This window comes from Novosphingobium sp. 9 (assembly GCF_025340265.1).
Classification (GTDB): Bacteria; Pseudomonadota; Alphaproteobacteria; order Sphingomonadales; family Sphingomonadaceae; genus Novosphingobium.
This window is the reverse complement of the sequence record NZ_CP022707.1, coordinates 682,501-705,283: the sequence shown is the minus strand read 5'-3', so window position 1 is coordinate 705,283 and position 22,783 is coordinate 682,501. Positions and strand designations below refer to the sequence as shown.

The following is a 22,783-nucleotide window of genomic DNA, read 5'->3' as shown; positions in this document are numbered from 1 at the left end:
GCGGAAAGGCCCGCTGCGTTCCTTTCAGGGGCGTATGTTGAAATTCGGCGCCGCCGAATTTGGGCGGCACCGGTCTCAATCAGCTGCGATAGAGCGCATCCACCCGGTCGCCGTAGCGTTCGCGCAGCTTGTGGCGGCGGATCTTGAGGCTGGGGGTCATTTCCTCGTTCTCGATAGAGAACGCCTCGTCCGCGAACGTGAACTGGCGCACTTTCTCGATCACCGAGAGGTCGGCGTTGACCCGGTCGATGGCGCTGCGCACTGCCGCGCGGAACGGCGCAAGCTCCTGCAACTGCGCCACAGTTCCGCTCTCGCCATGCTCCGCCGCCCAGGCCTCGGCCCATTCGGCATCGGGCACGATCAGGCCGACCACGTAAGGCCGCCGGTCACCACTGACCATCGCCTGCGCGATCTCGGGCTGAAGCGTCAGCATCGATTCGACCTTCTGCGGAGAGACGTTGTCGCCCTTGTCGTTGACGATCATGTCCTTCTTGCGATCGGTGATGACGATGCGCCCGCGCTCGTCGATATGGCCGATGTCGCCAGTTTGCAGCCAGCCATCCTTGAGCGCCGCTGCCGTCGCGGCGCTGTTCTGCCAGTAGCCGAACATGACCAGTTCGCCGCGTACGAGAATTTCGCCATCCTCGGCGATCTTCACGTCCACGCCGCGCAGCGCCGGGCCTACGGTGTCGAACTTCACGCCTGCACGCGGGCGGTTGCACGAGATCACCGGCCCCGCCTCGGTCTGGCCATAGCCCTGCAAAAGCGTCAGCCCCATGCCGCCGAAGAACGCGCCGATCTCGGGATTGAGCGGCGCGCCGCCCGAAACCAGCGCCTTGTTACGCCCGCCGAAGCGCTTGCGCACCTTGGGGCGCAGCGTGCGCTCGATCACCGGATCGAGCAGCCGGTCGGCCAGCGTCGTGCGGCCCTGTTCGCGGCGCAGCGCGGCGCCCACGGCAGCCTGCATCAGCTTCTTGGCAAGGCCGCCCTGCTTGTCGATCTGCTTGATGATCCGCGCGCGCAGCACCTCGAACAGGCGCGGCACCACGACCATCACGGTCGGGCCTACCTCCTCCAGATTGGCCGCCAGCTTGTCCAGCCCTTCGCAGTAATAGATCTGCCCGCCCACCGCGATCGGCAGGAACTGCCCGCCGGTATGTTCGTAGGCATGGCTGAGCGGCAGGAACGAGAGGAAGATTTCCGGCTGCGAAAGGCCGAAGTCCTCGTCGATGATCGCGCCTGCTCCGGCGACGTTCGCCAGAATCATGCCGTGGTGCTGACACACCCCGCGCGGCGCCCCGCCGGTGCCGCTGGTGTAGATGATGCAGGCCAGATCCTTGCGCCCGATCCCGGCGATCGTCGCCTCCACTTCGGCGCGGGCGGACTGGTAATCGCCCTCCAGCAGTTCCTGCCAGTCATGCACCAGAACCGAGCCGCCCTGAGCCGGCGCCAGCGTCTCCATGCCGATCAGGTGGCGGCACAGGTCGGTCTGGTCGATCGCCGCGCGCAGCGTCTTGGCCAGCTTCGCGGTCGAGCAGATCGCCGCACTGGCGCCCGAGTTTTCAAGGATATGGACGTGATCGCGCACCGTATTGGTGGTGTAGGTGGGCACGGTGATGCAGCCCGCCGCCATGATCGCAAGGTCCGCCAGACACCACTCGGGCCGGTTTTCCGAGACGATCACCACGCGCTCGCCGGGCATGATGCCCAGCCGCCGGATCGCCGCCGCCATCGTGCAGACGCGGCGCGCGGCCTCGCGCCAGCTCAGCGCGTGCCATTCGCCGTCCTGTTTGGTCCACAGCATCGGCTCCTCGTCCAGCGCATCGGCGCGCGACAGGAACAGCGAGACGAGGTTGGGGCACTCGTCCAAGTCGGCAATCTTCATGGCGATCCCGTTATCCTTTTATCGGCATCCTCTCCACACACCGCTCTAGGCGCGGGAGAGGCGGCCCACAAGCAGGCCGGTTGGGCAAACAGTGCCCTGGTCATGTTACGGTGATAGAGGTGCGCGTTTATAAAGGCGCACGTTTATAGAGATGCAGGGGGCGGCAGGAAGTTCCCGCCGCCCGCGAAGCGCTGTCAGGCGGTGCCCACCGCCTCGGCGATGGAGGAGAAGCCGTCGCGCTTCATCAGCTGCTCCAGTCCGGCGCAGATTGTCTTCGCGATACCCGGTCCTTCATAGACCATCGCGCTGTAGAGCTGGATCAGGCTGGCGCCCGCGCGAATGCGCGCCCAGGCGTCCTGCGCATTGGCGATGCCGCCCACGCCGATCAGCGGCACCGCGCCGCCGGTCGCCTTGCGGAACTCGATCAGACGGCGATGCGCCATGTCCTTGAGCGGGGCCCCGGAAAGCCCGCCGCTCTCGCCACGATGGGGCGAGGCCAGCGCCGGGCGCGAGATCGTGGTGTTGGTGACGATCAGCGCCCCCAGTGCCTTGTCGATGGCGATGCGCGCGATCGAATCGATGTCTGCCGGTTCGAGATCGGGGGCGACCTTGAGGAAGATCGGGGGCCGCTGCCCTGCCCGCAGGTCGCATCGCGTTCGGCGATCACCGCGTCGAGCAGACTGGTCAGTGCCGATTCGTCCTGCAACGCGCGCAGGCCCGGCGTGTTGGGGCTGGAGACGTTGACGACGATATAGCTGCACAGCGGCGCCATCAGCCGGACAAGGTGCGTGTAGTCCGCCACCCTGTCTTCCGAATCCTTGTTCGCGCCGATGTTCATGCCGATCACGCCGGGACGTCCGGCGCGGGCCTTGAGCCGGGCCGCCGCCGCATCGCCGCCGTGGTTGTTGAAGCCCATGCGGTTGATCACCGCGCGGTCCTCTACCAGCCGGAACAGGCGCGGACGCACATTGCCCGCCTGCGGGCGCGGCGTCACCGAACCGACCTCGGCATAGCCGAAGCCCATGCCCAGAATGGCGTCAGGCGCTTCGGCGTTCTTGTCGAACCCGGCCGCCATGCCCACGGGGTTGGGGAATTGCAGCCCGGCCACCGTACAGGCGAGCGGCCCGTCATAGCGGATTTCGGCCTTGGGGTTCTGCAGACGCAAGGCGCGGAAGGCCAATCCGTGTGCCGTTTCGGCATCGAGTCGGAAGAGCAGCGGGCGAAGAAGGGCGTAGTTCACAAAACGCGCATAACGCCAACGGTTGCATGGTGGCAATGTGTTGCATGAACAACACAGCGGGAGCTTCACTTGCGGAAAGTTGCGAAGTTTCACCCCTCTCCCGGCACACCGTGTCGCGTTTCTACAATAAATCGGACAATTCTCCCCCTACACCGGCCTTGCGACCCGAAGGGCTCGTAGCCGGTTTGTGCACGAGTTCCTTATTAACTAAGCGGCGGTCCTTCCTCGGAGGGGCCGCCCTTTTTTCGTTTGGCCGGATCAGGACGCCTGACCCACGGCCTCGGCAGCGCCTTTACAGTTGCGAAAGACTCGCAAAAACTGGCTGAATTCTGCGCCTTTTACCCCATTGAAACCTCGACGGACCTGCACTAGGTGCAAATCGGAAGGAATCGCTCCGATTTGTCGGAAGCGCCTTCCGAAAACACGTTTCTAGAGTTTCGAATCGATGCGCCTGTCCAGCATGGCCGACTATGCCGTTGTGATCATGTCCGCTGCCGCAAGGCATTGCGGAACATGCGCGATGGTGTCCGCCGCACAGGCTCATCAGGGGGGCGAGAACACCGCTGCCCTGCGCGGGCGCATTTCCGCCGCCCAGCTGGCCGAAGAGACCGGCCTGCCCGTTCCCACGGTGCAGAAGCTGGTCAGCAAGCTGAGCGCGGCGGGCCTCATGCGCTCCTCGCGCGGGGTCGGCGGCGGCCTTCGCCTCGCCCGCCCGCCTGCGACGATCTCGCTGGCCGATATCGTCGAGGCGGTGGAAGGGCCGATCGCGCTCACCGCCTGCCTCGAAACGCACAAGACCGACTGCACGCTGCACGAGGCCTGCCATGTCCGCCCGCACTGGCCGCAGGTCAACGCGGCGGTGCGCGGCGCCCTTGCGGGCGTCACTCTGACCGCCCTGGTCGAGCAACCGAGATGACCGAGAAGACCATGAACACAACCGCCCTCTCGCCCGACACCACCCCGCAGGAACCCGTGCGCGATCAGGCCGCGCGCGATGCCGCCGCCCGCGCCGCCGAATACGAGCACGGCTGGGTCTCCGACATCGAGCAGGAATACGGCCCCAAGGGCCTGTCCGAGGACACCGTGCGCTTCATCTCGGCCAAGAAGGACGAGCCGGAATGGATGCTCGAATGGCGCCTCAAGGCCTATCGCCGCTGGCTGGAGATGACCCCGCCGGACTGGGCGAAGCTGAACGTGCCGCCGATCGACTATCAGGACGCCTATTACTGGGCCGCGCCCAAGAAGAAGGACGGCCCGGCCAGCCTCGACGAGGTCGATCCCGAGATCCTGCGCGTCTACGAGAAGCTCGGCATCTCGCTGGAGGAGCAGAAAGTGCTCGCCGGGGTCGAGGGCGCACGCAAGGTCGCCGTCGATGCGGTGTTCGATTCGGTCTCCGTCGCCACCACCTTCCGCAAGGAGCTGGAGCAGGCGGGCGTGATCTTCCGCTCGATCTCCGAGGCGATCCGCGAATATCCCGAGCTGGTGAAGAAGTGGCTGGGCCGTGTCGTGCCGGTGCAGGACAACTACTTCGCGGCGCTGAACTGCGCGGTCTTCTCGGACGGCACCTTCGTCTACATCCCCGAAGGCGTGCGCTGCCCGATGGAGCTGAGCACCTATTTCCGCATCAATGCCGAGAATACCGGCCAGTTCGAGCGCACGCTGATCGTCGCCGAAAAGGGCAGCTACGTCTCGTACCTCGAAGGCTGCACCGCGCCGATGCGCGACGAGAACCAGCTGCATGCCGCGGTCGTCGAACTCGTTGCGATGGAGGATGCCGAGATCAAGTATTCCACCGTCCAGAACTGGTATCCCGGCAATGCCGAGGGCAAGGGCGGCATCTACAACTTCGTGACCAAGCGCGGTCTGTGCCAGGGCGCGCGCTCGAAGATCTCGTGGACGCAGGTCGAAACCGGCTCGGCGATCACCTGGAAGTACCCCTCGTGCGTGCTCAACGGTGAGGATTCGGTGGGCGAGTTCTACTCGGTCGCCGTCACCAACAACTTCCAGCAGGCCGATACCGGCACCAAGATGATCCACAACGGCAAGGGTAGCCGCTCGACGATCATCTCGAAGGGTATCTCGGCGGGCAAGAGCAACAACACCTATCGCGGGCTGGTGCGCGTGGCCGCCAATGCCGAGGGCGTGCGCAACTTCACCCAGTGCGATTCGCTGCTGCTCGGCAAGGAATGCGGCGCCCACACCGTGCCCTATATCGAGGTGAAGAACCCCTCGGCCCAGATCGAGCACGAAGCCACCACCAGCAAGATCAGCGACGACCAGCTGTTCTACGCGATGCAGCGCGGCCTCGACACCGAGGCGGCGGTCGGCCTGATCGTCAACGGCTTCGCCAAGGAAGTGCTCCAGCAGCTGCCGATGGAATTCGCGGTCGAAGCACAGAAGCTGCTCGGCATCAGCCTTGAGGGGAGCGTGGGCTGAGCCCGCTCCAACCAGAATGAACGATAAAGGACAGGACACCATGACCGCCCGCAAGACCCTGGGCATCAGCACAGCGACAGCGCCCAAGGCGGATGCCAAGGCCAGCTTCAACGTTACCGGCGCGCGCCTCGAAACGCTCAAGGAGCGGGCGAAGGACATGCGCCGCCATCCCAGCGAGGCGCAGAAGGCGCTGTGGGCGCAGCTTTCGGGCTCGAAGCAGGGCGGCGTGAAGTTCATCCGCTACAGCGTGGTCGGCTCGACCGTGGTCGATTTCGCCTGCCCCTCGCGCTGGATCGTCGTCCAGCTCAGCCCCGAGGATTCCAACCCCGACGTCAGCGACCTGCAGGACCGCAAGCTGACCGACGTCGGCATCCGCGTGCTGCGCTTCTCGGAAGAGGAAGTGCTCGGCAACGTCGAGAGCGTGCTGCGCGAGATCGCCACCGAACTCGCGGTGCCGTTCGACAAGCGCTCTGCGCGCAAGAAGGCGGGCGCCCGCCCGGCCACAACATTCGCCCCCAATTTCGCCTCCAGCTTCGAGGGCGACGAAGGATGACCATGCTTACGATCGACAACCTCCACGCCACCGTAGCCGACAAGCCGATCCTGAAGGGCCTGTCGCTCACGATCAATCCGGGCGAGGTCCATGCGATCATGGGCCCCAACGGCGCGGGCAAATCGACGCTGGGCTATACGCTCGGCGGGCGTCCCGGCTACGACGTGACCGGCGGCAGCGTCGACTTCGGCGGCGAGGACCTGCTGGAGATGGAGCCACACGAGCGCGCGGCGGCTGGCCTGTTCCTGGGCTTCCAGTACCCGGTCGAGATCCCCGGCGTCTCCTACGTCCAGTTCCTGCGTGAGGCCGCCAATGCCCAGCGCCGGGTGCGCGGCGAGGAGCCGCTGTCGGGCGGTGCCTTCCTGAAGCTCGCCAAGGAAAAGGCCGCGCTGCTGCGCATGGACATGGACATGCTCAAGCGCCCGGTGAACGTCGGCTTCTCGGGCGGCGAGAAGAAGCGCGCCGAGATGGTGCAGATGGGCATCCTCGATCCCAAGCTGGCGATCCTCGACGAGACCGATTCCGGCCTCGACATCGACGCGCTGCGCATCTGCGGCGAAGGCATCAACGCGATCATGCGCACCCCCGACAAGTCGGTGCTGCTGATCACCCACTACCAGCGCCTGCTGGACTACGTGAAGCCGGACTTCGTGCACGTTCTGGCTGCGGGCCGCATCGTCAAGTCGGGCGGCGCCGACCTCGCGCTCCAGCTGGAGGAAGAGGGTTACGAAGCCGTGGTGCAAGAGCAGGCGGCATGAGCAACGCGCTCGCTCTCCCTTCCCGGCGCGACGAGGATTTCCGCTATTCGGACATCGCCGCGCTGGAGACCGTCTGGCCGATCGCGGTCGAGACGCTGACCGTCGCCGACGGTGACGAACAGTCGTTCGAAATCGTCGAGACCGGCGAAGGTGCCGTCGCCCGCCACTTCGCGATCACGCTGGGCAAGGGCGCGAAGCTGGACCTGCGCGTGCTGGTCGCGGGGCCAAGCTATGGCCGCATCGCGGTGGACGTGACGCTGGGCGAGGCTGCCGACTTTACCCTCGGCGCCGCGCAGCTGGGCGGCGCTTCTCACACGGTCGAGATCGTCACGCAGGTCACCCACACCGCGCTCAACGCCACATCGAGCCAGATCGTGCGCTCGGTCTTGGCCGAGCAGGCGACCGGCACGTATCTTGGCCGCATCGCCGTGGCGTGCGGGGCCGATGGCACCGATGCCGAACAGTCGGTGCGCGCCATGCTGCTCGACCGCACGGCGACCGCCAATGCCCGGCCCGAGCTGGAAATCTTCGCCGACGACGTGAAGGCCGCGCACGGCTGCGCCATCGGCGAACTGGACGCGCAGGGGCTGTTCTACCTCACCTCGCGCGGGCTCGATCCGCAGCGGGCCAAGCAGCTGATGTTGCAGGCTTTCGTGGCCGAAGCCTTTGCCGGTGCCCCCGGCGAAGAGGCGCTCGGCCTGGCCGCACAGACGCGCCTTGCCGCGCTGCTGGGCGTTGCGCTGGCGGAAGATCTGGAGGACGCATGACGACCACCACCGATACCAACACGCTCACCCACCTGTCGCTGCGCGACCAGTTCCCCGGCATGGCTGGGAACTGGCACTATCTCGACACTGCCGCGACGGCACAGAAGCCGCAGGCCGTGATCGAGGCGACCGTGAAGGCGATGGGCGAGGATTACGCCACCGTCCATCGCGGCGTCTATTCGCGATCCGCCGAGATGACGCTGCGCTTCGAGGCGGCCCGCCGCCGCATCGCGACGTTCATCGGTGCCCGCGAAGACGAGATCGTGTTCACGCGCGGCGCCACCGAATCGGTCAACCTCGTCGCGCAGACATGGGGCCTTGCCAACCTGAAGGCGGGCGACCGCGTGCTGCTCTCGCTGCTGGAGCATCACTCCAACATCGTGCCCTGGCAGATTTTGCGTGAGCGCACCGGGATCGAGATCGACGTCTGCCCGCTGACCGCCGATGGCCGGATCGACCTCGACGCCGCCGAAGCGATGCTGACCGAGCGGCACAAGCTGGTCGCGCTGGCGCATGTCTCGAACGTGCTCGGCTCGATCCTCGACGTAGCCCGCGCGGCGGCGCTGGCGCACAAGGTCGGCGCGAAGCTGCTGGTCGATGGCTGTCAGGCCGCGCCGCGCATCGCGCTCGACATGGCGGCGCTCGGCTGCGATTTCTACGCCTTCTCGGCGCACAAGCTCTACGGCCCCAACGGCATCGGCGTGCTATGGGCGCGTGGCGAAATCCTCGAAGGCATGCCGCCGATGCAGGGCGGCGGCTCGATGATCGACCGCGTGACCTTTGCCGAGACTACTTATGCCCCGCCGCCGCAGCGCTTCGAGGCGGGCACGCCCGCGATCATCGAGGCGATCGGCTTTGCCGCTGCGGTCGACTGGCTGAGCGATGTCGGCATCGACGTTGCCGACGCACATGAGAAGGCGCTGGCGGCCAAGCTGCGCGAGGCGCTGCGCGCGCGCAACGACGTGACACTGTTCGGCCCGGACGAATCCGCCGGGATCGTCAGTTTTGCGCTCGACGGGGTGCATCCGCACGACCTCGGCACCATATTGGATGAAGAAGGTGCCGATGGCGCCCGCGTAGCGATCCGCGCCGGGCACCACTGCGCACAGCCGCTGATGGAGCATCTGGGCGTGCCCGCCACCGCCCGCGCCAGCTTCGGCCTGTACAATGACGAGAGCGATATCGATGCCCTGATGCAGGGGATCGAGCGCACCAGGAGAATTTTCGGATGACCGACCAGTCCACTTCCGGCGAAACCCGCAAGTTCGACGTCGAGGAAGTCGAGGCCGCACCCGCACCGCCGCGTGCGCGCGTGGACGATGCGCCGGTTCCGGCAGCCTCGGAAGAGCCGCGTCGCCGTGACTATCTCGACGGCTTCCTCGCCGAAACGCCGCAAACCGCGAACCCCGGCGAGCCGGGCGGCGCGACCTACGATGGCGTGATCGAGGCGCTGAAGCAGATCTACGACCCGGAAATCCCGGTGAACATCTACGATCTCGGCCTGATCTACGGCGTCGACATCACCGACGAAGGTTCGGTTGCTGTGACGATGACGCTCACCACGCCGCATTGCCCAGTCGCCGAATCGATGCCCGGCGAGGTCGAACTGCGCGTCGCCGCCGTCCCCGGCGTGCGCGATGCCGAAGTGAACCTGATCTGGGACCCGCCGTGGGACATGGCCAAGATGTCCGACGAGGCGAAGCTCGAACTGGGCATGCTGTGACCGACATTGCCGCCCCCGCGCTGACCGTGCGCCTCGCCGACTATGGCGATGCCACGGATGCGGGCCACGTGATCGCGCTGCTCGATGCCTATGCGCGCGATCCGATGGGCGGCGGCAATCCCCTGTCCGATACCGTGCGCGCCACGCTGATCTCCGCGCTCGCGGCGCACCCCGGCGCGTTCTCGCTACTGGCCTTTCTGGACGACGAGGCGGTGGGTCTGGCCAACTGTCAGACCGGCTTCTCGACCTTCAAGGCCCGCCCGCTCGTCAACATCCACGACCTGTCGGTGCTGCCGGGCACCCGTGGACACGGCGTCGGCAAGGCGCTGATGGCGGCGGTGGAAACCGAGGCGCAGCGACGTGGGGCCTGCAAGGTCACGCTCGAAGTGCTCTCCGGCAATGTTCGTGCGCAAGGGCTCTACCGCGCCATGGGCTTTGGCGATTTCGCGCTCGATCCCGAAGTCGGAACGGCGCAATTCTGGGAAAAGACGTTATGACTTCCACCACAACAACCCGCGCCCGTCCCGCCGCCGTCCTGCTGACGCCCGGCGCCGAGACGCGCATCGCCAACCTGATGGCGCAGGCGCCCGAGGGCACCATCGGCGTCAAGCTCTCCACCCCGCGCCGGGGCTGTTCAGGGCTTGCCTATTCGGTCGACTACGTGACGGCGGAAAGCCCGATGGACGAGAAGATCGCCACCCCCGGCGGCACCTTCTACATCGACGCCGCCTCGGTGCTCTACCTGATCGGCAGCACGATGGACTGGCGCGAGGACGATTTCACGGCGGGCTTCGTGTTCGACAACCCCAACGCCAAGGGCGCCTGCGGCTGCGGCGAGAGCTTCACGGTGTAATAAAAAGGGCGGCCCGGAGAAATCCAGCCGCCCTTTTCCCTATCTGCCTCTCAGCGCGGCGACACAGGCCCCGCGATCAACGTCCTTGCCGTCCGAGGCCCGGCGCGCATCGACATAACTCGCCAGCGGCTCGCGCGACTGGGTGGTGGGGTAAAGGTAGATATCCAGAACGCAGGCGTTCCCGGTGAACTGCAGCTTGCGCGCATCGCCATCCCACACATCGAGACGCGGCTTGCCGAACTGGCGCTCCAGCTGCCCTTGCGTGGCGCCGATCACCCCTTCGAGGCCGGGCGCGCGCTGGAATTCGGGATTGCGCGGCGGGGCGACCACCGGCTTGCGCACCGGCGCCTCGTGCCCGCGCGAGGGACGCGGCGTGCTCTGGACGCCGCCCCCGGTCGCCGAACAGGCCGCCAGCCCCAGCGCCAGCAGCGAAGCGACGACCGGCCCCCGCACCGTCTGCCACAGTGACGACGATCGCGGCGACCATACCGGCACGCTCATGCCTCCCGAAATACCCCGTTCCATCGTTATGCCCGTCTCATGCCCGCCAGAATGCCGAACCTGCGCGTCTTGCGCGCGCGGCGCGCGCTGTCAACGCCCGTGCACCTTGCCGAGCGGCGGAGCGCACGCTAGTCGCGGTTACAGGACTGAATTCTTCGCCCGGCGCGCCTTTCGCGCGGGCGCTCACACCATTTTCCAAGGACGCTCCCCCACATGACCACGCCTGCAACTCTCGATGTCGTCGCCATCGGCAATGCCATCGTCGATGTCATGGCCCCCTGCGCCGATGCCAAGATCGCCGAACTCGGCCTCCAGCGCGGCGGCATGACGCTGGTCGATACCGAGCGCGCCCAGCAGCTGTACGATGCCATGGGCCCCGCGCGCGAGATCTCGGGCGGTTCGGCGGCGAACACGCTGGCGGGCCTCGCCGCGCTTGGCGCGAAGTGCGCCTTCATCGGCCAGGTGGCCGAAGACCAGCTCGGCGAAGTCTTCGCGCATGATATCCGCGCCGGCGGCATCGCCTTCGACACCCCCGCCCGCGAAGGCAACCCGCCCACTGCGCGCTGCCTGATCTTCGTTTCGCCCGATGGCCAGCGCACGATGAACACCTTCCTCGGCGCCTCGCAGTTCCTGCCCGCCGACGCGCTGAACGTCGACACCATCGCCAGCGCGCAGGTGCTCTACCTCGAAGGCTACCTGTGGGACCCGGAAGAGCCCCGCGCCGCCATGCGCCGCGCCATCGCCGCCTCGCGCGATGCGGGCCGCAAGGTCGCCTTCACGCTGTCCGACGCTTTCGTGATCTCGCGCCATGGCGACGATTTCCGCGATCTGATCGCCAATGGCCAGATCGACATCCTGTTCGCCAACGAAGGTGAACTGGCCGCACTGACCGGCGAGGACGATTGCGACGCCGGTATCGCCAAGCTGACCCCCAACGTGCCGGTGCTGGTCGTCACGCGCGGGGCAGAGGGCGCTGTCGCCGTGGTGGACGGCGTGCGCGCTGCCGTGCCTGCCGAGCCGATCGCCAAGGTCGTCGACACCACCGGCGCGGGTGACCTGTTCGCCGCAGGCTTCCTGTTCGGCCACGTTCGCGGCCTCGCGCCCGAGACCTGCCTCAAGATGGGCGCGATCTGCGCCGCCGAAGTGATCTCGCACTACGGCGCCCGGCCCGAGGCCGACATCGCCGCGCTCGTCTCCGAAGCGACCGCCTGAGCGACACCTTGAGCACCGCTGCGCCCGCCCCGGATAAGCCCGTCGCCCTGCCAGTTGCCCTGATCGACTTCGAAGCGAGTTGCCTGCCCGAAGATGGGCAGTCCTTCCCGATCGAGGTCGCGCTGGCACGGGTGGACGGGCGCAGCGCCTCCTGGCTGATCCGCCCGCTGCCTGCCTGGCAGCACTGGGACTGGTCTGCCGAGGCGGAAAGCCTGCACGGCATCAGCCGCGCGATGCTGGCGGGCGAAGGGCAGGACCCGGTGGAGGTGCTCGACCAGATCGCCGCCTTCGTCGAGGGCTGCGATGTTTATGCCGACGCTGAGGTCGACGTATTCTGGCTCGATCTGCTGGCCCACGCAGTAGGCCGCGCGGCCCCGTTCCCGGTGCGCTATTTGGGCGAGTACTTCACCGACCGGGGCTATTCGCGCCCGCAGGTCGTCGCCGCGCTGGAAGAGGCCAAGCTGCGCCTGCCGCGCGAACATCTGGCGCGCGAGGATGCCAAGCGCCTCGCGCTGACCGTTCGCCTGCTCGATGAGAGTACCGCTGCGTGAAGACGCGGGAAGCCGTTCGCCTGAAAGTCCATGTGCCGGTGGCGCCAGAGACTCTCGCCGCGATGCTGGCGGGAGATGCCGAAGCTGCCGAGCGTGACGCGGTTCTCGCCGCGATGTTCGCCATCGTGCGTGCCGACAATCCGCTGGGCCACTTCGATCTCTATTCGGGCGTCGTCGAACTCTCGCCGGGCTGGGAGAGCTTCCGCCCCGGCGCGAGCGCCACGCCAACGCTCGGCATCAGCGGCGAGACCGCGCTCTCGCCCACCGTGGCACTGGTGATCCACGCCGCCTGTACGCTTAGCGATCCGGCGCTGGATCACGCCGTGGCGCAGATCATGGCCGCGCATCCCTGGGAAATGCCGGTCATCGAGATCGCGCCGGTTCGGCTGGTCGTGCGATAGGCAACCACCGATACCGTGCCGGGATGACGATGAGGGAAACAGCAGGGGCGCCCGCATTTTCCTACACGCACCGCCCTGCGGTAAAACCGGGCCATGCCGCCCCGCCTTCAAACTCTCTCGCGCATGGTCCTGTACCGGGCCAACCCGTCATCTTGCGCCGCACGCAAGGTGACAGATTTCCCAGCAATGTTAACGCCGTCAACCGGCAAGGTGACACGCTTTTCCGCGCAAATTGACACTTTTCAGGCGGAAACGCGAGTTTGCCCTCTGGACCGTGTCACCTGTGTCAACCAGCCCCTCGCAAGTGTCACCTTGCGTCGGGCGCAGGTCACAGCGATGGCTGTGGGGCGGGCACCGACTGCTGCGGGGCGGCACCCTGCAACGTCCCCAGACATTGCGCCTTGGCCTTGTCGAGATCGTCGGCATAGGCGGCGGCGACATCGGCGGGCAGGTCGCAGTCCATCGCCGGGCGCACCGGGTGCTTGCGCTGGCATTTGGCATCGCTGGAGAACCAGTTGTCGCGGCAATCCTGATAGGCCTCGATATCGCTCTGGCGCATCGCCCGGCAGCTGGCGTTCCAGCGGTTGCGATAGGCAAGGCCCGCCATGTTCACGCAGTCGTCATAGCCGGTCTGCGCCGCGACCTTGCGCTTCGCCTCGGCCACGGCGGCATCGTGCGCGGCCTTGTCCTGCGCCTTGTCGGCATCGGCCTGCCGCGCCGCCGCCTGCGCCTCCACGCTCTGCGTATGGAGCGGCAGATAGAGCCCGTAGTACCCGCCGATGCCTGCCCCCGCCATCAGCGCGGCGGCGGCGAGGCTCAGCTTGAGGATGGCATCGGCGTCGAGCTTCATGATGGATCAGCTTTCCTTGCTGGTTTCGCGGGCAACCTCCCGCCAACCGATATCGCGGCGGCAGAAGCCGGTGGGAAAATCGATCCTGTCGAGCGCGGCATAGGCACGCGCCTGCGCCTCGCGCACCGAGCCGCCGCGCGCCGTGACGTTGAGCACGCGACCACCGCTGGCGACCAGAGCGCCGTCCTTCAGCGCGGTGCCTGCGTGGAATACCTTCGCACCATCCGCCTCAGCCTCGGCAAGACCGCCAATCGCGCCGCCCTTCTCGGGCGTATCGGGATAGCCCTTCGCCGCCATCACCACTGTCAGCGCGGTGTCCTGGCTGAACTTCGGCGCCTCGATCGCGGCAAGACGGTTCTCGGCGCAGGCATGGAGCAGCTCGACCAGATCCGATTCGAGGCGCAGCATCATCACCTGGCACTCGGGATCCCCGAAGCGGCAGTTGTACTCGATCAGCTTGGGGCCTTCGCGGGTCAGCATCACGCCCAGGAACAGCACGCCGGAATAGGGCGTGCCATCGTCCTCAAGCTGGCGCACGGTCGGCGCGATGATGCGTTCGAGCACTTCGACTTCCAGCGCCGGGGTCAGCACCGGGGCCGGGCTGTAGGCGCCCATGCCGCCGGTGTTGGGGCCGGTATCGCCCTCGCCCACGCGCTTGTGATCCTGCGCCGAGGCGAAGGGGACGATGGTGGAGCCATCGGTCAGCGCGAAGAAGCTGGCCTCCTCGCCTTCCATGAACTCCTCGATCACGGCTTCGGCACCGGCTTCGCCGAAGCGCCCGGCGAAGATGTCCGCCACCGCAGCCTCGGCCTCGGCCATGGTCATCGCCACGGTCACGCCCTTGCCCGCCGCCAGACCATCGGCCTTGATGACCACCGGCGCGCCGAACTGCGCCAGCGCCGCGCGGGCCGCCGCTTCATCGGTCACGCGCACGTAACCGGCGGTGGGAATGCCTGCGCGCTCGCACAGGTCCTTGGTGAAGCCCTTGGAGCCTTCCAGCTGCGCCGCTGCCTTGCCCGGCCCGAACACGGCAAAACCCTCGGCCCGCAGCGAATCGGCCAAGCCATCGACCAGCGGCGCTTCCGGGCCGATCACGACGAGGCCGACGACGTTCGCTTCGCAGAAGGCGATCACGGCGGCGTGGTCGGTCGCATCCAGCGCGATGCAGGTCGCAACCTCGGAAATGCCGGGATTTCCGGGCGCTGCCCACAGGGTGTCGCAGGCCGGGGATTGCGCCAGCTTCCAGGCCAGCGCATGTTCGCGGCCGCCCGAGCCCAGAAGAAGGATGTTCATGCGCTGTGCCTTTCGACGATGACGAATATGAAGATGGTCGTTCGGGAGGGCTGGTAGCGAAGCAGGACGCAGGCGACAACGCCGCGCCGCTCTCGATCAGCGAGATTTCCGCGATCCTCAAGCGCACAGTCGAGGACCGCTTCGGCTTCGTGCGCCTGCGCGGCGAGCTTTCCGGCGTCAAGCGCGCGGCCTCGGGCCACCTCTACTGCGCGCTCAAGGACGACAAGGCGGTGATCGACGGCGTGATGTGGCGCGGCGGTGCCCAGCGCCTCGCCTTCCGCCCCGAAGACGGCGTGGAAGTGATAGCCACCGGCAAGCTGACCACCTATCCGGGCCGCTCGAAGTACCAGATCGTCATCGAGACGATGGAAATCGCCGGCGAAGGCGCGCTGCTGGCTCTGCTCGAAAAGCTGCGTGCTCGGCTGGCGGCAGAAGGGCTGTTCGCCCCCGAACGCAAGCGCGCCCTGCCGTTCCTGCCGCGCACCATCGGCGTCGTCACCTCGCCCACCGGCGCGGTGATCCGGGATATTCTCCACCGGCTGGCGGACCGCTTCCCCAGCCACGTCCTCGTCTGGCCAGTGCTGGTGCAGGGCGAAGGTTCGGCCGAACAGGTCGCCCGCGCTGTGCGCGGCTTCTCCGAGATGCCGGAACATGGCCCGGTGCCGCGTCCCGATCTGGTGATCGTCGCGCGCGGCGGCGGCTCGATCGAGGACCTGTGGGGCTTCAACGAGGAAATCGTCGTGCGCGCGGTGGCCGAATCGCGCATTCCGGTGATCTCCGCCGTCGGCCACGAGACCGACACCACCCTTTGCGACTACGCCGCCGACCGCCGCGCACCGACGCCGACCGCCGCTGCCGAGATCGCGGTGCCGGTCCGCGCCGAACTCGCCGCGACGCTCGACGAGATGGGCTATCGCATGCGCCGCAGCGCCGGTCGCCCGGTCGTGCTGGGACGCGAACGGCTGGAGGCGCGTGTCCAGCGCCTGCCCAAGCCCGAGGCGATTCTGGCCCAGCGCCAGCAGGGACTCGACGATCTGGCCGAACGCCTGCGGCGAGCTTTGCGCGATCAGGCGGCGATCAAGCGCGAACGTATGGGGCAGGTGACGGCACGGCTCTCACTGCCGCTGCTGCGCCACCGCGTGCAGACCAGCGCCGAGCGCCTGACCCGCACCGGCCTGGAACCGCGCCTGCTCGAACGCCGGATGGCGCGCGCGCAGGGCGACCTCGCCCAACTCGCCCGCGTGCTGCCGCAGCTGAATCCGGACAAGCCGCTGGAGCGTGGTTTCGCCCGTGTGGTGGGAGCCCAAGGCCAGACACTGACCAGCGCCGCATCGGCCGGACAGGAAGCGGCTCTGGTCCTGAAATTCCGCGACGGCGACCTTGCGGTACAGGTGAACGGCGCTGTTTCCGCGCCGCCCTCTTCCACGCCCCCCAAGGCACCGCGTCCGGCACGACCGGCCAGCCCATCAGCACGGCAGGGAGATTTGTTTTGATGGCTGCGCTCTGCTAGGATTATTTCCATGTTGATGTCATCCGCAGATCGCCCCGCCATGCTCCAGTACGGCCCCGGCAGCTTCCGCGTCCTGCGCGCGGGCTCCTATGTCGAGTGCGCGGTAACGGCGGAGAAAATCCCGCTGGAAGAGCTGCGCTACTGGAGTGCGGAACGGCAGGAAGCCTACGCTTCGCCCGAGATCGCGACGCGCCGGATGCTCTCCCCGGCGTGAGGGTTCTGACGCAAGCCGGATTGCTCGGCGCAGCAGCAGCCTTGCTGGTCGGGGCGGCGCCTGCCTCGCTGCTTCCGGCTCAGCGCCCGGACGACAGCCTGCAATCGGGCCGTGCCATCGGCATGATCCGCTACAAGGGCGAGTTGACGCAGGGCGGCTGGGTTCGCGGCACGGTGCCGCAGGGCACCCGCACGCTGACCTTCGACGGCACGCCCATTCCGATCGCGCCCGATGGCGACTGGTTTGCCGCGTTCGACCGGGATGCGGGGCCCAGCGCCACGCTCGTCGCAACGCTGGCCGATGGCCGCAGCGTCACCCAGCAGATCACCGTCTCCCCGCGCGCCTGGCACATCGAAAACATCAATATCGCGCGAGGCACGGGCGGCCCCAGTTCGGCCTTCATGGCCTTGCGTCAGCCGGAACTGGACCGCATCCACGCCGCCCGCGCCATGCGGACCGACGCGCAAGGCTGGCGCCAGAAATTCATCTGGCCCGCGCAGGGGCGCATTTCCGGCCAGTTCGGCTCCCAGCGCATCTATCGCGGCGAGCCGGGCGCCTATCATTCCGGCCTCGACATCGCGACAGGCCGCAGCGGTACGCCGTTTGTCGCCCCTGCAGATGGCGTGGTAATTCTGGCAGCAGACAAGCCCTTCACGCTGGAGGGCAACCTGCTGATGATCGACCACGGGATGGGGCTGAACAGCGCGTTCCTGCACTGCTCGCAGATTCTCGTCCATCAGGGCGACCATGTGAAGCAGGGGCAGGTCATCGGCCTGATCGGCATGACCGGCCGCGCCACCGGCCCGCACCTGCACTGGAGCCTGATGTGGCAGGGATCTCGGGTCGATCCGATCCTGTTCACCGGGCCAATGAAATAAAGGCCGCTTTCAGCCGCTTCCCGAACAGACCGTCTGAATGAGGCGTTTGAATGAGGCGATCTAGCGCAGACACACGAAAGGGCGCGCAGGATTGCCCTGCGCGCCCTTTCGTAAACCTGCCTTCCAGCTGCGTGCTCCGTGGTCAGAGCATCACAGGGAGGAAAATCAGGCGGCGACCGCCTGCTTCTTCAGCTCGCGCTTCACCTTGACGGCGCGCGGCGAAAGCTTGGCATCCGAGGTCTTCAGCAGCCAGTTGTCGAGACCGCCGTTGTGCTCGACCGAACGCAGACCGTGGGTCGAAACGCGGAACTTGAAGCTGCGGTCCAGAGTCTCCGACATCAGCGTGACGTTCTGGAGGTTGGGCAGGTAGACGCGCTTCGTCTTGTTGTTGGCGTGGCTGACGTTGCAGCCAACCTGACGGCCCTTGCCGGTCAGTTCGCAAATGCGGGACATGCTGTTTCTCGCTCGAAAATGTTCTGTGCCGTTACACGGGAAGGCGCGCCATTAGCGATTCTATAGGGCGAGGTCAAGTTGCGCACAGGAATTCCACGCGCTAGCGATAGGGCAATGACCCGCTGGCCGATCCCCGAACCGATGCTGAAAGCCCTGGAACAGGCACACAAGGCCGCAGAAGCGGGCGAAGTGCCCATCGGCGCAGTGATCGTCAAGCACGGCCAGGTGATCGCCTGTGGACGCAATGCGCCGCGTGAACGCCACGACCCTACCAGCCATGCGGAGATCGAGGCGATTCGGGCCGCCGCTCTTGCCTTGGGTAACGAGCGACTCGAAGGCTGCGAGCTATGGGTGACGCTGGAGCCTTGCGCCATGTGCGCAGGCGCGATCGCCCATGCCCGGATCGCCCGCGTCTATTATGGCGCCTCCGATCCCAAGGGCGGCGCGGTGGAACATGGCGCGCGGGTGTTCGAGCATCCGCAATGCCTGCATCGCCCAGATGTCTACTCCGGCATCGCCGCCGCCGAAGCTTCGACACTGCTGAAAGCCTTCTTCGCCGCGCGACGCTGACAGAAGCATTTTCTAATCAGGTGAAACGCCTGACGGCTCGAAATCTGCTCTAAAGCCCGCGCCAGATTTTCAGCGGCGCCCCGTCTGCCGCACCGAAACGCCGCGCATCGCACCGGGCGGGACGAAAATGCCGGTCGGTGCAGAGCTGCACTTCGCGCAGCCATCCGCTACGATTGGCGACGACCCCCACGGCATCGCGGCGCCAGCCCGGATTCTCGGCCACGAAGGCATCGCGCAAGTCCCCGGCGACGAGCCCGCGCTTTCGCGAAAGGAAGTCTGCATCCGGCCAGTGCAGCGAACGCCACAGAATGCCGCTGACCCTGAAATAGCCCTCAGGGCTTCGGGCCATACAACTGCCATGCTTGGTCCACTCATGCGCCAGCAGCGAGGGCGATGGTGTCATGCACAAGGCGCCGCGCAATGCCTGCACCGAGGGAGGAGTTGCCCCGCACCACTGCGGATCACCGCCTGCCCCGCCTTCCGGCCACAGCCCGTGCAGGACGAAGCCGAACCGGCCCTGTCGGCCGGAACACTGCATCGAGCCCTTGTCGTGCGCGAAATGGCAATATTCCGGCGACCAGCTGGCCGCCAGCGTGTAGCCCACCGCGACGCCCCGGCGTACAGGCCCGTCAGGCGTTACCGGGCGCGGCGTCGGGATCGTCGCAGGGACACGACACTGGTAAGCCTGCGCAAACACCGGCAACGGCGAAATCGCGGCAGCCGCCGCGACAAGAGCGGCGGCGGCGAGTCTCACAGCGGCGTGAAGTCCAGGCCTATGTCGGCCGCCGGAGCACTCTGGGTGAGACGCCCGACCGAGACATAGGTGACACCGCTCGCCGCGATCGCGCCGATGGTGGAAAGATTGACCCCGCCCGATGCTTCGGTCGGCACGCGCCCGGCAACTATTCCCACGGCTGCGCGCAGCGTTTCCGGGCCCATGTTGTCCAGCAGCAGATGATGTGCGCCTGCGGCCAGCGCCGGCTCGATCTGGTCGAGACGATCCACCTCGCAGATGATCTGCGGCACGCCAGCCTCGCGCGCACGGCGCACGGCCTCTTCAACGCTGCCCGCGACAAGGACGTGATTGTCCTTGATCATCGCCGCGTCCCAAAGCCCCATGCGGTGATTGCGCGCCCCGCCGGTGCGAGTGGCATACTTTTCGAGATGGCGCAGGCCAGGGATGGTCTTTCGGGTGTCGAGCAGCGTGGCATGGCCTTCCATCGCCTCGACATAAATCCGGGTCATCGTCGCGATACCGGTCAGGTGCTGCACCGTATTCAACGCGCTGCGCTCCGCCGTCAGCATGGCGCGAGCAAGGCCGGAGAGGCGCATCAAGGCCGTGCCGGGTTCCACCACAGCACCTTCCTCGACAAGGATTTCGATGTCCATCGCCGGGTCAAGGTGGCGAAAAAATGCTGCGGCAATGGGTAGCCCCGCCACGACGACAGCGTCACGCGATTCCATGACGCCGGAAAACCGGTCATCCGCTCCGATGACACTGAGCGCTGTCACGTCGCGCCCTCCCCCGGCAAGGCCAACGCCAAGGTCCTCCTCCAGCGTGGACGCGACGAAGGCCTCCAGATCGAAACCGGGAATGTCGAGCGTGGTGTGCAGCGTATCGGTGGTCATGCGCTCTTCTATTCCTTCTCGGCCCGGCAAAGTCGAGACGCTCCTGACGGGATGGAACAGAAATGCGCGCCATACGAAAAGGGCCGCCCCATCGGGCAGCCCTTCGCTTGATCATTCTGCCGGAGCGCCTCAGTGCGCGCCGCGCGTATCGTCCTGCGAAACAGGGGTGATCTTCACTTCCACGCGGCGATTGGCCGCCCGGCCTTCAGGCGTGTTGTTATCGGCCACGGGATAGCGCTCGCCCAGACCTTCGGTACGGATGCGGTTCCGGTTCACACCGCGCATCGCCAGATAGCTGGCAACCGAATCCGCACGTCGCTGCGACAGATCCATGTTGTACTGATCCGAACCGGTCGAATCCGTGTGTCCGTAGACGTCGATCAGACTGTTCGGATACTGATTCATGCTGGCGGCAACTTTATCGAGTGTCGCCTGGAACGAGGGGCTGATCGCCGTCGAATCGACCGCGAATGTCACATCCGGCAGATTCAGGAGAATACCATCCCCCGTATCGCTGACATTGACGCCGGACCCCGCAGTCTGTTCCTTGAGTTCGCGGATTTGCTTGTCCTTCTGGTAGCCGATCGCAGCCCCGGCCACGCCGCCAATCCCTGCGCCCATGATGCGCGCGGTCTTGCCGCCGATCACGCTGCCCAGCAGATAGCCGAGGCCCGCTCCACCAGCGCCGCCGATGGCCGTTCGCGAGACCTTGCGCTCGCCGGTGTTCGGATCGGTCACACACGCGGATACCGTCACCAGCGCACATACGGCCGCCACCGATGTGAGAATGCGAGACGTCTTCATGGTTTGTCGTTCCCTCTCGAATAATGCCGTCTTGTTCTTCGCATGGTTTATGTGCGGTGATGAACATGAATGGCAAATGGATAGTGATCTGGGGGGTGAGGCAGTAACGAGCCCGCCCCCTCGCCGGTTCCGCCTCCAACCATTTGCACCTCCTGATGACAGGCCCCCTTCGCGTTCGCGCAAATCTCTGCTAGCGCTGGACGCACTGTGACACCCTTTCCCTGGACCGACCTGCTCATCATCGTTGGGCTCATCCTGCTCAACGGTCTGTTTTCCATGTCCGAACTGGCCATCGTCTCGGCACGTGCCGCGCGATTGAAGATATCGGCAGACAAGGGCAGCGGTGCGGCGCAGACCGCGCTCACGCTGGCGGCGGATCCGGGAAAGTTCCTCTCCACCGTGCAGATCGGGATCACCCTGATCGGTATCGTGGCAGGCGCCTATTCCGGGGCGAGCCTGGGCCAGCCCGTGGCGGAGCGGCTTGCGGCACTTGGCGTGCCGGCCCGCTATTCCGGTGAAGCGGGTTTCACTCTGGTCATCATCGTGACCACATACGCCAGCCTGGTGATCGGTGAACTGGTTCCCAAGCAGCTGGCCCTGCGCGCGGCAGAACCGATCGCGCTGATCGCGGCACGGCCGATGGTCATCATGTCGCGCGTAATGGCGCCCTTCGTATGGTTGCTCGATCGCTCCTCCGGCGCCCTCCTCAAGCTGCTCGGCGCACGCCGGGGCGGCGAGGAACGGATTACCGCAGAAGAACTCCAGATGATCTTTGCCGAAGCCACCCGCTCGGGCGCCATCGCCGAAGACGAACGCGCAATGATGGCGGGCGTCCTGCGCCTTGCCGACCGGCCTGTGCGCGAGTTGATGACGCCGCGTAACCAGCTCTATGCCATCGAGGCCGATGCGACCGAGCAAGACCTGCGTGCCCGCATCGAGGCATCGCCCCACTCGCTTCTGCCGGTGATCGAGCGTGATGCTCCCGACAACGTTCTGGGCATCCTCAAGGTTCGTGAAGTGCTGGCCGCCATTGTCGCCGGGCAGGCGGTCGATATTTCCGCGATGATGAAGAAGGCCGAGGTCATTCCTGACCAGCTCGATGCCACCGACGCCCTGCGCACCTTGCAGCAGGCGGAAGTCCCGATGGCGATGGTCCATGACGAATATGGGCATCTAGAAGGCGTGGTGACGCCCAACGACGTGCTCGAAGCCATCGCCGGTACGTTCGTCAGCCATCAGGATGAAGGCGATTCACCGATGGTCGTGGAGCGCGAGGATGGCTCGCTGCTCATCTCCGGCGCGATGGCAGCAGATGCGATGGCTGACCGTCTGGGTCTTTCGCTTCCGGAAGATCGTGAATATGCCACGGCTGCCGGCTTTGTCCTGGGTGTTCTCAGGCAGGTGCCCAGCGAGGGCGATCATTTCACCGAACAGGATTGGCGCTTTGAGGTCGTCGATATGGACGGGCTCAGGATCGACAAGTTGCTGGTGGAGAGCATGGCCTCTCAGGCTGCCGAACCCATTGTCGCAGGCGACTGATCGCCATCAGCCTGCGCCACTGGCTAACCCCATTACTGCAAGATTATCCCGCCCTGTGGCTTCTGATGCCTGAAACAAGCAGGCTCAGCGTGGTGAGCGCTGCGCCTGTCAGACCGGCAACGCTCAGGGCCACCACAACCGGTTCGGCCTGATGGGCCAAAGC

Annotated in this window: 25 protein-coding genes and 1 pseudogene; 17 read left to right on the top strand and 9 right to left on the bottom strand. The window is 66.4% G+C overall.

From position 1 onward, the window contains the following. Window positions 1–79: 79 nt before the first annotated feature. Window positions 80–1,885 carry an AMP-dependent synthetase/ligase gene (locus tag CI805_RS03455; protein ID WP_260926291.1) on the bottom strand — a complete coding sequence of 602 codons (1,806 nt, stop codon included), beginning with the start codon at window positions 1,883–1,885 and terminating at the stop codon, window positions 80–82. 194 nt (window positions 1,886–2,079) lie between these two features. Continuing rightward, a pseudogene (locus CI805_RS03450) lies at window positions 2,080–3,125 on the bottom strand (quinone-dependent dihydroorotate dehydrogenase). Between the two features lie 445 nt (window positions 3,126–3,570). On the opposite strand from CI805_RS03450, the gene CI805_RS03445 reads away from it, so the two are divergent. The 9 genes from CI805_RS03445 to CI805_RS03405 are packed head-to-tail and all read left to right on the top strand — an operon-like array spanning window position 3,571 to window position 10,215. Continuing rightward, on the top strand, window positions 3,571–4,041 hold the full coding sequence (locus CI805_RS03445) for an RrF2 family transcriptional regulator (RefSeq protein WP_260926290.1): 471 nt from the start codon (window positions 3,571–3,573) through the stop codon (window positions 4,039–4,041). 11 nt (window positions 4,042–4,052) lie between these two features. After that, a complete protein-coding gene (gene sufB, locus CI805_RS03440) occupies window positions 4,053–5,561 on the top strand; it encodes a Fe-S cluster assembly protein SufB (RefSeq protein ID WP_260926286.1) in 1,509 nt (502 codons plus the stop codon). A gap of 16 nt (window positions 5,562–5,577) precedes the next feature. Further along, entirely contained in the window at window positions 5,578–6,114 is a 537-nt protein-coding gene (locus tag CI805_RS03435; RefSeq protein WP_260926284.1) for an endonuclease domain-containing protein, read from the top strand. Between the two features lie 2 nt (window positions 6,115–6,116). Then, window positions 6,117–6,872 carry a Fe-S cluster assembly ATPase SufC gene (gene sufC / locus CI805_RS03430; protein ID WP_260927764.1) on the top strand — a complete coding sequence of 252 codons (756 nt, stop codon included), beginning with the start codon at window positions 6,117–6,119 and terminating at the stop codon, window positions 6,870–6,872. Next, the gene (locus CI805_RS03425; RefSeq protein ID WP_260926283.1) at window positions 6,869–7,639 is read left to right on the top strand and encodes a SufD family Fe-S cluster assembly protein; all 771 of its coding nucleotides are present in this window, start codon (window positions 6,869–6,871) and stop codon (window positions 7,637–7,639) included. Before sufC ends, CI805_RS03425 begins: the two co-directional genes overlap by 4 nt. After that, window positions 7,636–8,871, top strand: coding sequence for an aminotransferase class V-fold PLP-dependent enzyme (locus CI805_RS03420; protein WP_260926278.1), 1,236 nt, complete (start codon window positions 7,636–7,638; stop codon window positions 8,869–8,871). The genes CI805_RS03425 and CI805_RS03420 overlap by 4 nt, the downstream gene beginning before the upstream one ends. Beyond that, window positions 8,868–9,362 carry an SUF system Fe-S cluster assembly protein gene (locus CI805_RS03415; protein ID WP_260926276.1) on the top strand — a complete coding sequence of 165 codons (495 nt, stop codon included), beginning with the start codon at window positions 8,868–8,870 and terminating at the stop codon, window positions 9,360–9,362. Before CI805_RS03420 ends, CI805_RS03415 begins: the two co-directional genes overlap by 4 nt. Beyond that, a complete protein-coding gene (locus tag CI805_RS03410) occupies window positions 9,359–9,859 on the top strand; it encodes a GNAT family N-acetyltransferase (protein ID WP_260926274.1) in 501 nt (166 codons plus the stop codon). The genes CI805_RS03415 and CI805_RS03410 overlap by 4 nt, the downstream gene beginning before the upstream one ends. Further along, on the top strand, window positions 9,856–10,215 hold the full coding sequence (locus tag CI805_RS03405) for a HesB/IscA family protein (protein ID WP_260926271.1): 360 nt from the start codon (window positions 9,856–9,858) through the stop codon (window positions 10,213–10,215). Before CI805_RS03410 ends, CI805_RS03405 begins: the two co-directional genes overlap by 4 nt. 39 nt (window positions 10,216–10,254) lie before the next feature. Here CI805_RS03405 and CI805_RS03400 read toward each other — a convergent pair whose 3' ends face one another. Then, window positions 10,255–10,740: a hypothetical protein gene (locus CI805_RS03400; protein WP_313958518.1), complete on the bottom strand. Its 486-nt coding sequence runs from the start codon at window positions 10,738–10,740 to the stop codon at window positions 10,255–10,257. A gap of 189 nt (window positions 10,741–10,929) precedes the next feature. Between CI805_RS03400 and CI805_RS03395 the strand changes: the two genes are divergently transcribed. From CI805_RS03395 to CI805_RS03385, 3 genes are read left to right on the top strand one after another with little or no spacing between them, the layout of a single operon-like run. Then, window positions 10,930–11,928, top strand: coding sequence for an adenosine kinase (locus CI805_RS03395; protein ID WP_260926269.1), 999 nt, complete (start codon window positions 10,930–10,932; stop codon window positions 11,926–11,928). Between the two features lie 8 nt (window positions 11,929–11,936). Beyond that, on the top strand, window positions 11,937–12,479 hold the full coding sequence (locus CI805_RS03390) for a hypothetical protein (RefSeq protein ID WP_260926267.1): 543 nt from the start codon (window positions 11,937–11,939) through the stop codon (window positions 12,477–12,479). Next, window positions 12,476–12,880: a hypothetical protein gene (locus CI805_RS03385; protein ID WP_260926265.1), complete on the top strand. Its 405-nt coding sequence runs from the start codon at window positions 12,476–12,478 to the stop codon at window positions 12,878–12,880. The genes CI805_RS03390 and CI805_RS03385 overlap by 4 nt, the downstream gene beginning before the upstream one ends. 328 nt (window positions 12,881–13,208) lie before the next feature. Here the strand turns inward: CI805_RS03385 and CI805_RS03380 are convergent, their stop codons facing one another. Continuing rightward, window positions 13,209–13,730 (bottom strand): hypothetical protein, encoded by a 522-nt coding sequence (locus tag CI805_RS03380; protein ID WP_260926263.1) that lies wholly within the window; start codon window positions 13,728–13,730, stop codon window positions 13,209–13,211. Window positions 13,731–13,736: 6 nt separating this feature from the next. Then, entirely contained in the window at window positions 13,737–15,023 is a 1,287-nt protein-coding gene (gene purD / locus CI805_RS03375) for a phosphoribosylamine--glycine ligase (RefSeq protein ID WP_260926262.1), read from the bottom strand. A 5-nt stretch (window positions 15,024–15,028) separates the two neighbouring features. Here purD and xseA point away from each other — a divergent pair, with 5 nt between their 5' ends. Genes xseA through CI805_RS03360 form a run of 3 tightly spaced genes read left to right on the top strand, consistent with a single transcriptional unit; the run spans window position 15,029 to window position 17,625 of the window. Beyond that, window positions 15,029–16,516, top strand: coding sequence for an exodeoxyribonuclease VII large subunit (gene xseA / locus CI805_RS03370; protein WP_260926260.1), 1,488 nt, complete (start codon window positions 15,029–15,031; stop codon window positions 16,514–16,516). Between the two features lie 27 nt (window positions 16,517–16,543). After that, a complete protein-coding gene (locus CI805_RS03365; RefSeq protein ID WP_260926258.1) occupies window positions 16,544–16,747 on the top strand; it encodes a DUF2093 domain-containing protein in 204 nt (67 codons plus the stop codon). Further along, complete coding sequence (locus CI805_RS03360) at window positions 16,744–17,625, top strand: M23 family metallopeptidase (protein ID WP_409934926.1); 882 nt, start codon at window positions 16,744–16,746, stop codon at window positions 17,623–17,625. The genes CI805_RS03365 and CI805_RS03360 overlap by 4 nt, the downstream gene beginning before the upstream one ends. A gap of 165 nt (window positions 17,626–17,790) precedes the next feature. On the opposite strand, the gene rpmB is transcribed toward CI805_RS03360, so the two are convergent. Then, window positions 17,791–18,078 (bottom strand): 50S ribosomal protein L28, encoded by a 288-nt coding sequence (gene rpmB / locus CI805_RS03355; protein ID WP_260926256.1) that lies wholly within the window; start codon window positions 18,076–18,078, stop codon window positions 17,791–17,793. A 114-nt stretch (window positions 18,079–18,192) separates the two neighbouring features. Between rpmB and tadA the strand changes: the two genes are divergently transcribed. After that, window positions 18,193–18,648, top strand: a complete 456-nt coding sequence (tadA, locus tag CI805_RS03350; RefSeq protein WP_260926254.1) for a tRNA adenosine(34) deaminase TadA — start codon at window positions 18,193–18,195, stop codon at window positions 18,646–18,648. A 49-nt stretch (window positions 18,649–18,697) separates the two neighbouring features. On the opposite strand, the gene CI805_RS03345 is transcribed toward tadA, so the two are convergent. The 3 genes from CI805_RS03345 to CI805_RS03335 all read right to left on the bottom strand — a co-directional run bounded on the left by CI805_RS03345 (window position 18,698) and on the right by CI805_RS03335 (window position 21,081). Further along, window positions 18,698–19,402, bottom strand: coding sequence for a ribonuclease T2 family protein (locus tag CI805_RS03345; RefSeq protein ID WP_260926252.1), 705 nt, complete (start codon window positions 19,400–19,402; stop codon window positions 18,698–18,700). Beyond that, the gene (gene nadC, locus CI805_RS03340; protein ID WP_260926250.1) at window positions 19,399–20,277 is read right to left on the bottom strand and encodes a carboxylating nicotinate-nucleotide diphosphorylase; all 879 of its coding nucleotides are present in this window, start codon (window positions 20,275–20,277) and stop codon (window positions 19,399–19,401) included. The genes CI805_RS03345 and nadC overlap by 4 nt, the downstream gene beginning before the upstream one ends. Before the next feature lie 129 nt (window positions 20,278–20,406). Next, on the bottom strand, window positions 20,407–21,081 hold the full coding sequence (locus tag CI805_RS03335; protein ID WP_260926248.1) for an OmpA family protein: 675 nt from the start codon (window positions 21,079–21,081) through the stop codon (window positions 20,407–20,409). Window positions 21,082–21,288: 207 nt separating this feature from the next. Between CI805_RS03335 and CI805_RS03330 the strand changes: the two genes are divergently transcribed. Further along, entirely contained in the window at window positions 21,289–22,620 is a 1,332-nt protein-coding gene (locus tag CI805_RS03330; protein ID WP_260926246.1) for a hemolysin family protein, read from the top strand. Window positions 22,621–22,783: the final 163 nt, after the last annotated feature.

Excerpts from the sequence above, each read along its gene's own strand:
- CI805_RS03455 (WP_260926291.1), bottom strand. The coding sequence starts at position 1,885 with ATGAAGATTGCCGACTTGGACGAGTGCCCCAACCTCGTCTCGCTGTTC.
- CI805_RS03445 (WP_260926290.1), top strand. The coding sequence starts at position 3,571 with ATGCGCCTGTCCAGCATGGCCGACTATGCCGTTGTGATCATGTCCGCT.
- sufB (WP_260926286.1), top strand. The coding sequence starts at position 4,053 with ATGAACACAACCGCCCTCTCGCCCGACACCACCCCGCAGGAACCCGTG.
- CI805_RS03435 (WP_260926284.1), top strand. The coding sequence starts at position 5,578 with ATGAACGATAAAGGACAGGACACCATGACCGCCCGCAAGACCCTGGGC.
- sufC (WP_260927764.1), top strand. The coding sequence starts at position 6,117 with ATGCTTACGATCGACAACCTCCACGCCACCGTAGCCGACAAGCCGATC.
- CI805_RS03425 (WP_260926283.1), top strand. The coding sequence starts at position 6,869 with ATGAGCAACGCGCTCGCTCTCCCTTCCCGGCGCGACGAGGATTTCCGC.
- CI805_RS03420 (WP_260926278.1), top strand. The coding sequence starts at position 7,636 with ATGACGACCACCACCGATACCAACACGCTCACCCACCTGTCGCTGCGC.
- CI805_RS03415 (WP_260926276.1), top strand. The coding sequence starts at position 8,868 with ATGACCGACCAGTCCACTTCCGGCGAAACCCGCAAGTTCGACGTCGAG.
- CI805_RS03405 (WP_260926271.1), top strand. The coding sequence starts at position 9,856 with ATGACTTCCACCACAACAACCCGCGCCCGTCCCGCCGCCGTCCTGCTG.
- CI805_RS03400 (WP_313958518.1), bottom strand. The coding sequence starts at position 10,740 with ATGGAACGGGGTATTTCGGGAGGCATGAGCGTGCCGGTATGGTCGCCG.
- CI805_RS03395 (WP_260926269.1), top strand. The coding sequence starts at position 10,930 with ATGACCACGCCTGCAACTCTCGATGTCGTCGCCATCGGCAATGCCATC.
- CI805_RS03380 (WP_260926263.1), bottom strand. The coding sequence starts at position 13,730 with ATGAAGCTCGACGCCGATGCCATCCTCAAGCTGAGCCTCGCCGCCGCC.
- purD (WP_260926262.1), bottom strand. The coding sequence starts at position 15,023 with ATGAACATCCTTCTTCTGGGCTCGGGCGGCCGCGAACATGCGCTGGCC.
- CI805_RS03365 (WP_260926258.1), top strand. The coding sequence starts at position 16,544 with ATGTTGATGTCATCCGCAGATCGCCCCGCCATGCTCCAGTACGGCCCC.
- rpmB (WP_260926256.1), bottom strand. The coding sequence starts at position 18,078 with ATGTCCCGCATTTGCGAACTGACCGGCAAGGGCCGTCAGGTTGGCTGC.
- tadA (WP_260926254.1), top strand. The coding sequence starts at position 18,193 with ATGACCCGCTGGCCGATCCCCGAACCGATGCTGAAAGCCCTGGAACAG.
- nadC (WP_260926250.1), bottom strand. The coding sequence starts at position 20,277 with ATGACCACCGATACGCTGCACACCACGCTCGACATTCCCGGTTTCGAT.
- CI805_RS03335 (WP_260926248.1), bottom strand. The coding sequence starts at position 21,081 with ATGAAGACGTCTCGCATTCTCACATCGGTGGCGGCCGTATGTGCGCTG.